General features: G+C 71.6%; 8 protein-coding genes. All 8 read left to right on the top strand.

Annotated features, from left to right (window positions below):
• The first annotated feature begins 394 nt into the window (after nt 1–394).
• Genes LXN57_RS39150 through LXN57_RS39115 form a run of 8 tightly spaced genes read left to right on the top strand, consistent with a single transcriptional unit; the run spans nt 395 to nt 14632 of the window.
• Entirely contained in the window at nt 395–1276 is an 882-nt protein-coding gene (locus LXN57_RS39150; RefSeq protein WP_251803280.1) for a hypothetical protein, read from the top strand.
• 3 nt (nt 1277–1279) lie between these two features.
• A complete protein-coding gene (locus LXN57_RS39145) occupies nt 1280–1627 on the top strand; it encodes a hypothetical protein (protein WP_251803279.1) in 348 nt (115 codons plus the stop codon).
• Nucleotides 1624–5592, top strand: a complete 3969-nt coding sequence (gene eccCa / locus LXN57_RS39140) for a type VII secretion protein EccCa (RefSeq protein ID WP_251803278.1) — start codon at nt 1624–1626, stop codon at nt 5590–5592. The genes LXN57_RS39145 and eccCa overlap by 4 nt, the downstream gene beginning before the upstream one ends.
• Nucleotides 5593–5605: 13 nt before the next feature.
• Entirely contained in the window at nt 5606–6988 is a 1383-nt protein-coding gene (gene eccD, locus LXN57_RS39135; RefSeq protein ID WP_251803277.1) for a type VII secretion integral membrane protein EccD, read from the top strand.
• Between the two features lie 5 nt (nt 6989–6993).
• A complete protein-coding gene (gene eccB / locus LXN57_RS39130; RefSeq protein WP_251803276.1) occupies nt 6994–8349 on the top strand; it encodes a type VII secretion protein EccB in 1356 nt (451 codons plus the stop codon).
• Between the two features lie 6 nt (nt 8350–8355).
• Complete coding sequence (locus tag LXN57_RS39125; RefSeq protein WP_251803275.1) at nt 8356–11073, top strand: hypothetical protein; 2718 nt, start codon at nt 8356–8358, stop codon at nt 11071–11073.
• A complete protein-coding gene (locus tag LXN57_RS39120; protein WP_251803274.1) occupies nt 11070–14363 on the top strand; it encodes a right-handed parallel beta-helix repeat-containing protein in 3294 nt (1097 codons plus the stop codon). The genes LXN57_RS39125 and LXN57_RS39120 overlap by 4 nt, the downstream gene beginning before the upstream one ends.
• 17 nt (nt 14364–14380) lie before the next feature.
• Complete coding sequence (locus tag LXN57_RS39115) at nt 14381–14632, top strand: YbaB/EbfC family nucleoid-associated protein (RefSeq protein WP_251803273.1); 252 nt, start codon at nt 14381–14383, stop codon at nt 14630–14632.
• Nucleotides 14633–14825 lie beyond the last annotated feature (193 nt).

The following is a 14825-nucleotide window of genomic DNA, read 5'->3' as shown; positions in this document are numbered from 1 at the left end:
CAACCTTCCGGGTCTGCCGGGCGGTGTTCCGAATGCCAGCGCGCCGAATGCCGGCGCGCCGGGCGCCGGCGGTATGCCACCAGCGGCCCCGCCGGGCTCACCCGGGGGCGCGGGTGGCGGCTCCGGCGTGCCTGATCGTCCAGACGCCAGTGGGCTGCTCGAGGGTGACGCGGAAGCCTGGACGCCCGTGGGCGGCAACGCGGCTCTGCGGCCTCCGGAACCCGGCGGTTTCACCCCTGCGGGCGGAACCGGCCTGCAGAACTCCGCAGGCGGAGCCGGCTTGCCGAACACCTCGGGTGCTGCTGGCTCACCGAGCGGGCGACCGGCCGCCGGAGTGGGCTCGGGTGCCGGAGTGGGCTCGGGTGCCGGAAAACCGGGCACGGGCGGTATGCCGATGGCGCCGGGCAGCCCGGGCGGTGGGCCGCAGGGCGGCAGCGGCTCGGGCGTGCCCGACCGGCCGGACGCGGCCGGACTGGTCGAGGGGGACGTGGCCGACTGGCAGCTCGACGGCGTGGAGGGGCCGGACGTGCCGACCGGTGGCGTCGCAGCCGGCGGGTCCGGACTGGACACCGCCGGAGCCGGCTTCGAGGTGGCTCCGACGGCCACTCCCATGATGATGTCCGCACTCCCGGAGGGCGGCCCGCCGGGATCCCCGGCCGGCTCCGACAGCAAGTCCGGCCGTCCCGATGCGGCCGGGCTGGTGTGTGGCGACGGCGGCGAGTGGGACCGGGGCGACCCGGCGGGCGATGTCCCGCAGGTCGCCGAGCCGCCTCTGGCCGTGCCAGTGCCGTCCGGCTCGGCACCCGGCCAGACAGCGCCCGGTGACCGGCCGGCCGCCCCCGCGAAGGGAGGCGAGAGCCGGTCGCCCGGCAAGCAAGAACTCGAGCAGGGCCCGCCCCCCGCCGCCGAACCGGTGCCGGTTGCCGCGGCGGAGCCGGTGCTCACGCAGTCGGAGGGCTGGGCCGAGCCGAGCCCAGGGGTGGGCACGCGGGCGCCCGCCGTGCCGGTCATGCCACTCACGCCGGTGGCCGATGCGGAGGAGGAGCCGGCGGTCGCCTCATCCCAGGCTGCTGAGCTGCTGGCCGAGACAGCCGAAGCCTGGGCTGCCGGTGGCCCCTGGGCCGAAGCCACGCCGGTGGCTCCGGCTGACGACGTGGTGCCGGTCCTCGATCTGGAACACGTCGAGGAGGACCCGGCGGCATGGGGCGACACCGACGGTAGCTGGCTGCTCGAGGACGGCCCCCGCCCGCACGAAGACCCGACGAACAGGAGCTGAACTATGACTGCGCAGAACAACGCCGGGCCGGTGCCCCGGCAGGTCTGGCGGCGCTCCTCCGAAAGCCCGGCCCTGGCCGAGGAGCCGGTGCTGTACTGCGGCGGCCCGGACCGCACCGTCGAAGAGGTCTATGAGGCGGCGGTCGAGCGCAAGCGCCTGTGGGACGAGGAGAAGGAGCGGCAGGCCGAAGCTGAGGCGGCCAAGCGCGAGCCGGCCAAGAAGGAGCCGGACGACGAGGACGGCGACGCCGCGGTGGAACGGTTCCGCAACGACCGTTACGCGGTCGGCCTGCTGCGGCAGGAAACCGACGCCTGGGGCAACGGAACCAGGCATTCGGGAACCCTGGGATGAGCACGGTCACCGTCAAGCGACCGCCCCGGGCGGCCGGGCCCGAGGCACCCGAGGGAGAGGTGCACCTGCAGGAGCCACCGGTCATGGCCGAGGACGCGCAACTCGACTTCCGGTCGTTCGCGATGACCGTGCCGATGGGCCTCGGCATGGGCGGCATGATGGCGATGTTCGGGCTCTACAGCCGGGCACCGATCATGTACGTGATGGGCGGCGCCATGGCCGCCGGCATGCTGCTGATGGGCGTGGTGCAGGTCGGCCGGGGCGCCGCCGAGCGCAAGCGCAAGATGCTCGGCGAGCGGCGGGACTTCCTGCGCTACATCGCCCAGCTGCGCAAGCAGGCTCGCGCCGCGGCCGACGAACAGCGACGACACGTGCTGTGGGACAACCCGCCGCCCGAGTGGCTGTGGTCGCTCGCGATGAGCAGCCGCCTGTGGGAACGCCGCCCCGCGCATGAGGACTTCGCCCGCGTCCGGATCGGGCTGGGCCGCCAGACCGCCATGCGGTCGTTCGTCCCGCCGGAGACAAAGCCCGTCGAGGACCTCGAACCGTTGTCGTCGATCGCACTGCGTCGCTTCGTCGAGGCCTACCGGTCGGTGTCCGGCATCCCGATCTCGGTGAACCTGCGCAGCTTCACCAGCATCGAGTTCGAGGGCGAGGCCGGCCCCGCCGTCGAACTGGCCCGGGCGATGGTGGCTCAGCTGGTCACCCTGCATGCGCCGGACGAGCTGCGGGTCGCGGTCCTGGCCACTGAGGTGCATCGGGGCCCTTGGGAGTTCGTGAAGTGGCTTCCGCACAACGCGCACCCCACCGACGTCGACGCCGCCGGCCCGGTGCGGCTCTTCGCCGGTGACCACGACGCGTTGCTGGACCTGCTCGGGACGGAACTTGCCGACCGCGGCGACCACGACCGCACCGCGCGGCCCAGCTCCACCGAACCCTTCCTGGTGATCGTCGCCCACCTGGCCGACATCCCGGACAGCTCCCGGCTGCTCGGCTCGGGCATCCGCAACGTGGTCCTGCTCGACATCACCGGGGCGATGCCGGGTGGGCCCAAGGTGCTGCGGCTCACCGTGGACGGCGCCGAGGTGCGTTATCCCGCGGGCGACGTCAGCGGCTCGGCGGTGCGCGACGGGCTCTCCGAGACCCAGGCCGACGCGCTGGCCCGGATCATCGCCCCGAAGCGGACCAGCGGCACGCTCGACATCGTCGACGAGCCCCTGGAGAGCGACTTCGACCTCGCCACGCTGCTGGGCATCCGTGACGTGCACACCTTCGACGTGGCCGCGCTCTGGCGGTCCCGGCAGCCGCAGCGCAACCGCCTGCAGGTGCCGATCGGCGTCACCGCGGACGGTGAGGTCATCGAGCTCGACGTCAAGGAGTCGGCGCAGGGCGGCATGGGGCCACACGGTCTGCTGATCGGTGCCACCGGTTCGGGCAAGAGCGAGCTGCTGCGCACCCTCGTGGTCGGGCTGGCCGCGACCCACTCGTCGGAGATCCTCAACCTGGTCCTGGTCGACTTCAAGGGCGGCGCCACCTTCCTGGGCATGGACCGGCTGCCGCACACCTCGGCCGTCATCACCAACCTGGCCGACGAACTGCCGCTGGTCGACCGCATGCAGGACGCGCTCAACGGCGAGATGACCCGGCGCCAGGAGATGCTGCGGGCCAGCGGCTACGCGTCGCTGTTCGACTACGAGAAGGCCCGGGGGGCGGGCGCGCCATTGGTGCCTTTCCCCACGCTGCTCATCATCGTGGACGAGTTCTCCGAGCTGCTGTCGAGCAAGGCCGAGTTCATGGATCTGTTCGTCTCGATCGGACGGCTGGGCCGCAGCCTCGGCGTCCATCTGCTCCTTGCTTCTCAGCGGCTCGATGAGGGCCGCATCAACCGGGTGGAGGGCCACCTTTCGTATCGGCTGGCCCTGCGCACCTTCTCGTCGATGGAGTCGCGCGCGGTCATTGGTGTCGGCGCCGCCTATGAGCTCCCGCCCGAGCCAGGCAACGGCTATCTCAAGGTGGACACCACCAATCTGGTCCGGTTCAAAGCCGCGTACGTCTCCGGGCCCTATGTCGGACGTGCCCCGGGCGCGGGAGCGGCGCCGGACATCGACGTCGTCGCCGCGGACGTGGTTCCGTTCACGACGCGACTCCTGCCCCTGCCTGAGCGGATCGAGGAGATCGAGCCGGTCGAGGCGGAAAGCGCCGACGACCCGCAGCCCGAGGTGACGGCGCCGAGCCTGGTCGAGGTGCTGCTCGACCGGCTGGCCGGAGCCGGCCCGCCGGCCCGCCAGATCTGGCTTCCGCCGCTGTCGACTGCGCCCACGCTGGACGCCCTGCTGCCCAGCCTCACGCCGGATCCCTTCCGGGGCATGTCGGTGGAGGATCAGGGCATGCGGGGCCGGCTGCGGGTGCCGGTCGGCGTGGTCGACAAGCCGCAGGACCAGCTGCGCGAGCTGCTCGTCGTGGACCTGTCGGCCGCGGACGGTCACGTCGGCATCGCCGGGGCGCCACAGAGCGGCAAGTCGACGCTGCTGCGCTCGCTCATGCTCGCCCTGGCCTTCACCAACACCCCAGCCGAAGTGCAGTTCTACGGACTCGATTTCGGCGGTGGCGGCCTCGCCTCGGTCGCCGGGCTGCCCCATGTCGGCTCGATCGCCACGCGGCTGGAGCGCGACCGCGTGGTGCGCACGCTCGAGGAGGTCAGCCAGATCATGGAGCTGCGCGAGGCGGAGTTCACGCAGCGCGGCATGGACTCCATGGCGTCCTATCTGGCTGCCCGGGCGCGGGGCGAGATCGAGGACCGCCACGGCCACGTCTTCCTGGTGATCGACGGTTGGTACACCGTCAAGCAGGACTACTCCGACCTCGAGCCCAGGATCCAGGAGATCGCCTCCCGGGGCCTCTCGTTCGGTGTCCACGTGATCGCGACCGCCACCCGGTGGTCGGAGATGCGGACCTGGCTGCGTGACCTGCTCGGCACCAAGCTGGAGCTGCGGCTGGCCGACTCGATGGACTCGGAGTTCGGCTCTCGCAAGGCGGCCACGGTGCCGAACCAGGTCGGCCGCGGGCTCACCCCCGACGGGTCGCACTTCCTGGGCGCGTTGCCCCGGATCGACGGCGTCGCGGCGGTCGACGACCTGGCCGAGGCGACCAAGGCGGTCGCCGAGGAGGTCGCGACATTCTGGACCGGCCCGCCCGCCCCGCCGGTGCGGATGCTGCCACCCCACCTGCCGGTCACTGATCTTCCCGACCCACAACCGGACATGCGCGTCTGTCTGGGCCTGGACGAGCAGCGGCTGGCCCCGGTGTGGCACGACTTCCTGGCCACACCGCACCTGCTGGTCTTCGGCGACAACGAGACCGGCAAGTCGAACATGCTGCGGCTCGTGCTGCGGGCTGTCCAGCAGCGCTACACCCCGGAACAGGCCAAGGTCATCCTCGGCGACTCGCGGCGCGACCTGGACACCGCGATCAGCGCCGACTACCAGGTCGGTGCCAGCTTCACCGGGGACAAACTCCTGGAGCTGGCCGGCCAGGCCTCGGTGTCGCTGACGCGCCGGTTGCCGGGTGCGGAGATCTCCTCCGAGCGCATGAAGCGCCGGGACTGGTGGGAAGGTCCCGAGTTGTTCGTCGTGGTCGACGACTACGACCTGATGACGCGCGGAACCGGGGCTGGATCGACCCTGGAGCCGTTGCTGCCGCTGCTGGCGCAGGGTGTCTACGTCGGGTTGCACGTCATCGTCGCCCGCAGCACGTCCGGTGCCGGCCGCTCGATGATGGACCCGGTCATCCGCCGCATGTGGGAGCTCGGCACCCCGGCCACGTTGTTCTCGTATCCCAAGGAGGAGGGCAAGTTCCTCGGCGAGGCGGCCCCGCGGCGCCTGCCGCCCGGGCGGGCCCAGCTCGTCACCCGGCGAGGCGTGCGACTGATGCAGACCGGATACGTGGCCGGGGAGCCCGGCCGATGAGAGGGAAGGGCAAATGAGCGCCGTCGTACAGGCCGACAAGTGTCGTATCACCGTGGTGGGACCGGAGCGCAGGGTCGATCTCGCGGTGCCCGTGACGACCACGGTGGCGTCGCTCCTGCCGGTCCTCGCCTCCCACGTCGTGGCCACGCATCCCGACGACACCATCGCCGCCAGCGGCTGGGTGCTGCAACGCCTGGGTCAGGCACCGTTCGAGCTGAGCGGCACCCCGGAGTCCCTGGACTGGCTCGACGGCGAACAGCTGCACCTGCGTCAAGCTGATGACCCGCTGCCGGAGTTGGACTTCGACGACGTGGCCGACGGCGTGGCGACGGTGGTCAACCGCCGTGCCGACCGTTGGCAGCCGGAATATCGGCGTGTGCTGTTCCTGCTGCTGTCCGGCGTGGCGATGGCAGTGATCGCCACGGTGATTCTCGACCGAGGACCGGTGGCCGCCCAGGCGGTGCCGGCCGGAGTGCTCGCGGTCGCTTTGCTGGCCTCGGCGCTGGTCTCCGGCCGCAAGCTCGACGATCCGGCGTACGGCCTGCTCTTCGGAGGGGGTTCGGCCATGTTCGCCGCAGTGGCCGCGGGCACCACTGTGGGGGGCCCGCCGCAGGGCTTGTTCGCCGCAGCGGTGGCAGTCGTCCTGGTCACCGTCGTCCTGATCCTCAGCCAGCGCACGGCCGCACCGCGGTTGCCGTTCCTGCCCTTGCTGCTGGCCGGAATTCTGGCCCTGGCCGTGACCGCCGTCCTGGGCAGTCACATCCTCTTCGCGATGAGCGGTTCGCGTATCGCGGCGATCGGAGCCGCCTCGATCTTCGCTGTGATCGTGCTGGCGCCCCGGGCCGCAGTCAAAATTTCCGGACTGCGGGGTCCGCAGCTGCCCAAGACCGGTGCCGAGATGCATTACGACATCGAGCCCGAGCCCTCGGAGCAGGTGCGGTCACGCGCCGATGACGCCGACAGCTATCTCGTCGCGGTGCTGGGCGCCTCGGCCCTGCTGCTCCCGTTCCTGTTCTTCTTCACCCTTCGCACGCCCGGGTGGGCGGGATGGACTCTGGTCGCCGTCGTCTCCGCGGCGTTGCTGTTGCGCGCCCGCACGTTTCTCGGTCTCTGGCATCGGATCGCTCTGGTCGTGGCCGGAGTCGCGGGCCTTCTGATGGTCATCGACCGGTTCTCGGCCTCGGTGCCGTCCGCCGGACGTCCGTTGCTGCTGATCGGGCTGGCCGTCCTGCTCGTGCCGCTGGTCATGGCGGCCATGCGCCCGTGGCCGCGCCGCATGCTCCCGTTCTGGGAGTACGCCGCCACCTTCCTGGACGTCATGACCGGACTGGCCGTGTTGCCGGTCCTCGCACAGGTGCTCGGCCTCTACGGCTGGGCGCGCGGACTGTTCGGGTAGGCGACGTGCAGACTCAACGCGATCATGTTCATGCCCATCAGTTCATGATGAGCAGGCTGAACTCGGCTCTCGTCCTGGGCGACCCGTCCGGTGGCGAGGTACCCGGCCGCCGGGCGCTCACCGGGCTGCTCTTCGGCATTCTCCTCGCTGTGCTCGTGGTGGCCGGCTTCGGCGTCTACGGCTGGATCGTTCCCGGTGGCAGCAAGTCCTTTCGCGAGCCCGGCCTCGTGCTGGTCGAGAAGGAGACCGGCACCCGGTACGTCCTCGTCGACGGCGTCTTGCATCCGGCCGACCTGCCGACAGCGTTGCTGTGGCAGGGGACTGCGGCCAAGGTGAAGCTGGTGTCGAGGAAGTCACTCGCCGGCGTGCCCCGTGGCCAGGTCATCGGGATCGCCGGCGGGCCTCGGGACATCCCGCCTCCGGAGTCTTTCGTGTCCGGCCCGTGGCTGGTCTGCTCGCCGGACCCGTCCGGCTCGGGCTCCGCCGCGCCGTGGGTGACCATCGACCTCGACCCCCGCGCGCCGTTCACCCCGGTGCCGGAGAACGAGATCTCTGTGGTGCGAGGACCGGGCGACATCGTGTATCTGCTCACTCAGGGACGCCGGTTACGGGTCCGGGACGAAGCCGTGCTGGTCGCCTTGGGCGTCGCGGCGGCCACCGCGTACCCGGTCACGGCCGCGTGGCTCCGTCACCTTCCGGCGGGCCCGGATCTCGCGCCGGCGGAGATCGCGGGGCGAGGGGCCGCCGGGCCCCGGGTCGGCGGGCGGTCGTACCCGATCGGCACCCTGTTCCGGCACAGTCCCGGTCCCATCCAGCAGTTCTTCGTGCTCCGCGCCGACGGCCTGGCCGTCATGAGCCGTACGGAGTTCCTGTTCGCCTCCGCCCGGAGCCGCACCAAGCCGGTCTTCCTGGCCGGCGCGGACGTCGTGGCCGCGCCGAAGTCCGCCGACCGTTCCCTGCTGGACCGGCTGCCCGACCTGGCCGATGCCACGGTGCACGAACGGGACGACCGGAAGCTCTGCCTGCGCCAGGCGCCGGAAACGGCCAACACCGTGCGCAGCGTCGTGGTCGAGGCGCCGGCGGTCATCCCCGGGAAGGGCGGCGCCGCACGAGGTGCGGTGCGTGGTCCGGTCGGGGCGGCGATGGTCGTGTTCGCCGTGCCCCGGACCTCATCCGGCACTGTCCAGCTTTACTACATCTCGTCGGAGGGTGTCGCCTTCCCGGTGAAGGACTCGTCGGCTGCGGCCGCATTGAAGATCAGCGCAGTGAAACCGGTGCCTTTCCCACAGGAACTGCTGACCGCATTGCGGAAGGGGCCGGCGCTCAGTCGCGAGTCCATCTCCGTTCTCGCAGAAGGATAGGTCGACATGGCCCCCGCCATCTGGCAATCGCGACGCCCTCGAAGGGACGAGGACGGCCCGATCGTGCGGCACGTGGTCGGCAACGCGATCGTCCTGCACACGCCTGACGCCATCAGCGCCGAGGCGCAGTCGCTGGCGCTGTCGGTGAACACCGACGAGGACAACGACGTGGTCGTGCTCGACCTCGGCGACGGCCTCGCCATCAATTCGTGGGAGTCGATGGCGACCGTGCTGCCGCGGCACCGGCGCGGTATCCGGCTCATGGCCTGCGGCCGGAACCGGGGTTCCGCGGCCATGGCCGGACAATGGTTGTCGGAACGGCTGAACCGTACGGTCATCGCGCCCGACGGCGACCTCGTGCGCGGTGCCGGCGGCGCACTGCTGGTGCACTCCCATCCGCACAGCGGCTGGGTCCGCTTCCGGCCGGGAAGGCCACCCACCTGGGACTCGAAACGGTTCCCGACGCCGGCCTGGGACAGCGCGGTCACCGACAACCGTCCGACGAGTGCCAACGGCGAGATCGAGCCGCTGCCGGGCGCGGTGTGGATACACGACACCCGCTACCCCGGACAGGTGGCGGACCACCGCCGGCGGCTCGTCGACAACGTGCCGCTGGACTCCGACACGATGCCGGTGCTGCTGGGTTGTCCGGGCACACCGGCGCTGTCACTCGACGACGTCGTCCGGTTCTGGCGCGACCTGCCGCCGGAGCTGCAGGCCCGTACCCGCTTCGTGCAGTACGGCCGGGTCCGCCTGCCCGAGGGGGAGGCGCTCGGGCAGGCCCTGGCCGACCTGTTCGGCACCACGGTCGTCTGTTACACCGGCGTGCCGGTCGGGACGCCGCGGCAGTCGCACATCCGAGCTGTGCGCCCGGACGGCTCCCTGGGCTGGGCGCCGTTCGCCACCGAACTCCGCTACACCCCGCGCGCCCACGAGAACACCCGCGCGCGCCGTCCGGACGTGCTCAGTCATCGGTCGCCGCTGAACCAGGCGGAGGAGATCGGCCCGCGCGTCTACTGGTACGCCCCGGACGCGGTGGTGGAGGTGGTCGAAGCGGGCCTGTGGGTGCGGCCCGTCGACGAGCCGGGCAACGCCGAGCGGGTACGGGCGGCGGCGCTTGATCCTGACGGTCCCGTCCTCATCTTCGACGACTCGGAGGGCAAGCGCGCCGACCGCATGCGGGAACTGGCCGGGGACCTCGCCGCCCGGCTGCCCGAGAGCCCGAGCCGCAACCCGCTCGCGGCCTCGGTGCTCAGCCCCGGCCTCAAAGCCGCCGGCCGGGCGGACGCGACCCTCGACCGCTCCACGAGTATTGCCGAGAGCAGCGACCGGACCATGGCGATCGTGCTGGCCGACTACGCGCTGCCCGCACCGCCCGCGGCGGCGGTCGCGGCCGTGGTCGAGCTGCCCGAGCCCCGCTCCGACTCGAGCGCCCCCCGAGCCCTTACCGGGCCGACGTCGTCGTTGCCGGTCATCGCGCCTCGACCGGCTCGCGGCCAGCTCGAGCAGACATCCGCCGCACCGGCATCGGTTGTGGTGCCACCGTCGGTCGCGGTGCCAACGCCCGCCATGTCACCACCCGCTATGTCACCACCCGCCATGTCACCATCCCCGGTCCCCGTACCTGACGCCGTCGAGCCCGAGCCGCCCGCGGATTACGGTGGAGCGGCGGAATCGTCAGGGTCGGTGCCGGAGACGATCGCGGTGCCTGCGGAGCCGGCGGGCATGGTCCTGCCGGTCGATGTCGACATGCCGGCCGACGTCAAGGCCCCGGCCAAGACACCGCCCGCCGACACGACGGAACCGCCGGCCCCGCCCAAGGAGCCGACGCCCCCCGCGCAGCCGCCGACGTCCGATCCTGCGCCGGAGGTGACGGCACCCGGCGCGAAGGCCACGGTGGCCGAGGTGGCTCTCCAACCCGTGCCCGCGGCCGCGGCCACCGCCGTTCTGCCGAAACGCTCGCTGGACCAGGAGCGGGAATGGCTACGCCGGACGTTGAGCGAGGAGTTCGACCGGATGGCGTCCTCGGTGTCACGCATCATGTCCGAACAGCCCGGTCTGCAGTCTGGCGGCGCGCAGGCCGGCAGTCTGCTGGCCGATTCGGTCGCCGTGCGGCTGTATCTCACCCGGCGCGGCGAGCGTGTCGACGCGGCCCTGAGGACCGGCGAGCCGGGACCGCACGTTCCGTTCGCCCGCTGCGTGGTGGCCGGTCTGTCGCGACTGCCGTCCTTCCGCGGCAGCACGGTGTTCCGGATCTCGCCCGACGAACGTGAATGGGCGTTGTACGGCGATCGCAAACTGGTCACCGACTGGGCGATGGTCAACGCACTCACCCAGCCGCACGAGGGGCAGGACGGCGACACCGATCTGCTCCTCTGGTCCATGACCGCCCGCCGTACCGCTCTGCTCGAACCCGAAGGCACGGAACGGATCGAAGATCGTGTGCTGTTCCTGCCGGGTACCAGCTTCAAGGTCCTCGAGACCTGGCGGCCGGCGGGTGACCGGCGCGGCGGCATCCTGCTGCGGGAGATCGGGGCCAACGAGATCGACGCCGACGGCCGGGTGGACCGCAACCGGGCCCCCCTGGACGAGCTCGCGGTGACCTCGATGCACCGCAGCCTGGAACGGTGGGCGCAGTCTCCGCCGCGGAAGCGGGCCACCCCGGCGGAACACGGCCGGTTCAGTGTGCTGCCTGGTCTCGATCGTGAAGGAGAGCGCCGATGAGCCGGCAGATTCTGACCGTGAGCAAGCACGAGCCGGGCGCCTACACGACGATCGGCGCGGCCGTGGCCCAGGCCGAACCCGACGCCACGATCGTCGTGCATCCCGGGCGGTACACCGAGCAGCTGGAGCTCGGGAAGCGGCTGACGATCAGCGCGGGGCCGGGTGGCCCGGTCGAGGTGCGCTGCGCGGAAGGCAGCGTCCTGGTCGTGCGCGGCGAGGGAGTTCAGCTGCGTGGCATCACGCTGATCAGCGACGATCCGAAGCTGGCGGCGCTCGACGTTTATGCCGGCGAGGTGGCGCTCGACGACTGCCGGGTCACCGGGGCGGCCTGGACGGCGTTGCTCGCGCGGCTCGACGGTTCGCTGGCCCTGCGCGGCTGTGAGATCACCGCCCCGTCCGGGGCCGGGATCGTGGTGCTGTCGGCCCGCGCCAGCACGGCCGAGGACACTCTCGTGCACGATGTGGGCACCTCCGGCGCCGTGGTGAGCGAGAAGGGCTCACTGACCATGCGGCGGTGCACGGTTCGCGGCGCCCGGGCGAACGGCGTGTGCGCCAACGGGGAAGCGCGGTTGGTCCTGGAGGACTGCGAGATCCGCGACGCCGCCAAACCGGCACTGGTTCTCGAGCAGCGTTCCGTGGCCCGAATCCGGCGCCTGACCGTGTCCGGCACCGGCAACGTAGACCTTTTCTGCCGGGGCGAGGCCGACGTCGAGATCATCGACTCGACCTTCACCGGCGCCGCGCTGCAGTCGGCACACATCACCGACGGCGCGGCGCCCCGGTTGACGGGTTGCACGTTCATCGGCGCCGGTCACACCGGTGTGCACGTCAGTGGCCGGGCCCGACCGGAATTCACCGGCTGCACCATCGCCGACACGCCGCTCGGGCTCAATGTGGACGGTGCCGCCCCGTCCCTGACCGACGTGACCGTTCGCGGCGCCGGTGACAACGTGGCGGTGCTCGCCGGGGAAAGCACGGTGACCCTGCGCGACGTGCGGGCTCACCCGTCCGGCCGGGCCGGCATCGTTGTGAGGGACGCGGCGGTCGTCGACGGGGTGGGTCTGTCTCTGGAGGGGGGAGCGGAGCCGGTCCTGACCCTGGCCGGCGCCGCCCGGGCCGTCCTGCGCGACCTGCGGGCCACCACCACGGGTCCGATCGCGCTCACCAGTGAGTCCGGCTCCCGGCTCGACCTGCGGTCCACTGTCCTGACCGGCGGGGGACTCCGGGTTCAGGGCGCCGAGTTGGAGGTGTCCGACGCCGAGATCGTCGATGCCGCGGCGGACGGAGTCCTGGTCCTGGACGGCGGGGTGGCCAACGCGAGCCGGCTGCGGATCCGCCGGACCGGCGGCGACGGCCTGCGTCTGGCCGAGGGAAGCCGGGGCCGCTTCACCGACTGCGAGATCCTGGACAGTGCCGGCCACGGTTGCTCGGTGGAGACGGCGCAGCCGGTGGCCCTGATCCGGTGCGTCCTGCGGGACAGCGGCCGTGACGACCTGCACCGCTCGGAGAACGCTCAGCTGACGGTCGAATCGACGGCCACGCCGGGGCGGGCGGACCGTGCCCCCGAGCCCACCCCGTCCTCTTCCTCGGCGGTGTCTTCGTACTCGTCCACGCCGGCGGACGAGACGCCGGAGGACCAAGCCGTCGAGGAGCTGAGCGCACCGCTGCGCGAGCTGAACTCCCTGATCGGCCTCAAGGGGGTCAAGCACGAGGTCACCGCCCTCATCAACCTCATGAAGATGGCCCAGGTGCGGCAGCAGCGTGGCCTGCCGATGCCGCCGATGAGCCGCCACCTGGTCTTCGCCGGTCCGCCCGGCACGGGCAAGACCACGGTGGCCCGGCTGTACGGCTCGGTGCTGGCCGAGCTGGGCATCCTGAGCAAGGGGCACATGGTCGAGGCGGCCCGGGCCGACCTCGTCGGGCAGTACATCGGCTCGACCGCCATCAAGACCACCGAACTGGTGACCAAGGCGCTCGGCGGCGTGCTGTTCATCGACGAGGCGTACACGCTGTCGGCCGGTTCCGGCGGGTCCGGGCCGGACTTCGGCCAGGAGGCCATCGACGCGCTGATGAAGATGATGGAGGACCATCGCGACGAGCTCGTGGTGATCGTGGCCGGCTACTCCGAGCTGATGGAGAAGTTCCTCGACTCCAACCCAGGTCTGGCCTCCCGTTTCACCCGCACCGTGGAGTTCCCCAACTACTCGGTGGAGGAACTGGTCACGATCACCTCGAACCTGTGCTCGAAGCACTATTACGAGCTGACCGACGACGCGGTGGACGCGCTCACCACGTATTTCACCCGCATCCCGAAGAACGCGACGTTCGGCAACGGCCGGGTGGCGCGCAAGCTGTTCGAAGCCATGATCAACAATCAGGCGTCGCGGCTGGCGGCCTCACCCGCGTCGACCGAGACGCTGCTGAACCGCCTCACCGCGGCCGACGTCGAGCCCGAACTGGCGGCGCTGGTCGACCTGCCGGCCGATCAGACGGCGCAACCGGACATCACCGCCGACCCGCGTGCGGCCGTCGCGGCCGCCCACTCGTGGAAGCGCATCGCCTCGCTGGTCGGCGCGTCATCGGTCCGAGAGGCCATCGGCGACACCGTACTCGAGCTCGCGGCGCTGCACGGCCGTCGGCGGGTGTACGGCAGGGCCGGCAACGCTGTCCTGGTCGGACAGCCGGGATCCGGTCGGGCCGAGTTCGCCCGGCTGTACGGCATGCTGCTGTCGGAAGTCGGCCTCGTCCCTATCGGTCACCAGACCCGGACGTCGACCCGGGGCGATCTCGCACCTCAGTGGGCCGGGCAGGCCGGGGATCTCATCGAGGCGGCGCTTACGGACGCCACCGGCGGCCTGTTGGTCGTCGACATCACCGATGACGACCAGGACATCGAGGTGGTGGCCGAGCTCGTGGACAGGCTGCGCGCGCGGCCGGGCGGTCCCGTGGTGGTGCTCGTGGCCGAGCCCGCAGTGGTGGGCTCCCTGCGCCGGGGCGTGCCTGGACTGGAGGAGGCGTTCGGTCAGCTGTGGACGATTCCGGCCTACTCGCCGCCGGAGCTCGGTGAGATAGCCGTCCGGCACCTGCTGCGCCGTGGGCACATCGTCCCGGACGACGTTCGAGCGGCCATCGCCGAGCTGGCCGGGGATCTGCCCGAGCCCACGGTGCGCGCGGCCCACCAGTTCTCGTACGCCCTCACTCGTACCGCCGCATCCAAGACGCTCGCCCTGGCCGACCTGACCGGCGCCGCCCCGGCGTCGATGTACGGCGGCCTGTCGGCGGTCGGCTGACAGTCGAAGGAGAAGCCATGCAACCCGCCCCCGAACTTCCGGTGATCGACCTGGAGGAACGGCTGGCCCACGCCTCGGCCACCGGCCGGTCGGCCGACGGCACGGTCACCGTCGTGGTCAGCGGCTTCGGCGACGTCCGAGCCGTCCGCGTCGACCCCCAGGCCCTACCCCTGACCGAGGTGGAGGCACTGGAGGTCGCCATCACCCAGGCGGTCAGCGCCGCTCTGGATGCCAGCCGCCGGCTGGTCGAGCAGGCTATGGCGGATTAGCGCGACCGCGCCCGGCAGCCGGCTTACGGTCGTGGCCGCGACGCCATCCGGTTCGTCCAGCCGGGCCGGCTCGCCGGTGAGGGCGACCGCGGCGTCCACCACCCGGCCGGCCGTCTCGGCGATCCTGCGCCCGGCCAGGTCGGCGCGAGCGGTGGTCAGGACCGAGTCAGACGTCCAGCCGGCGACGCGCAGC

Origin of the sequence: Paractinoplanes hotanensis, from assembly GCF_023717965.1 — a bacterium.
Classification (GTDB): Bacteria; Actinomycetota; Actinomycetes; order Mycobacteriales; family Micromonosporaceae; genus Actinoplanes; species Actinoplanes polyasparticus.
This window is presented reverse-complemented; position numbering and strand designations above follow the sequence as displayed.

What these genes read in the sequence shown, in the direction of transcription:
- LXN57_RS39150 (WP_251803280.1), top strand. Translation starts at nt 395, where the DNA reads ATGGCGCCGGGCAGCCCGGGCGGTGGGCCGCAGGGCGGCAGCGGCTCG.
- LXN57_RS39145 (WP_251803279.1), top strand. Translation starts at nt 1,280, where the DNA reads ATGACTGCGCAGAACAACGCCGGGCCGGTGCCCCGGCAGGTCTGGCGG.
- eccCa (WP_251803278.1), top strand. Translation starts at nt 1,624, where the DNA reads ATGAGCACGGTCACCGTCAAGCGACCGCCCCGGGCGGCCGGGCCCGAG.
- eccD (WP_251803277.1), top strand. Translation starts at nt 5,606, where the DNA reads ATGAGCGCCGTCGTACAGGCCGACAAGTGTCGTATCACCGTGGTGGGA.
- LXN57_RS39125 (WP_251803275.1), top strand. Translation starts at nt 8,356, where the DNA reads ATGGCCCCCGCCATCTGGCAATCGCGACGCCCTCGAAGGGACGAGGAC.
- LXN57_RS39120 (WP_251803274.1), top strand. Translation starts at nt 11,070, where the DNA reads ATGAGCCGGCAGATTCTGACCGTGAGCAAGCACGAGCCGGGCGCCTAC.
- LXN57_RS39115 (WP_251803273.1), top strand. Translation starts at nt 14,381, where the DNA reads ATGCAACCCGCCCCCGAACTTCCGGTGATCGACCTGGAGGAACGGCTG.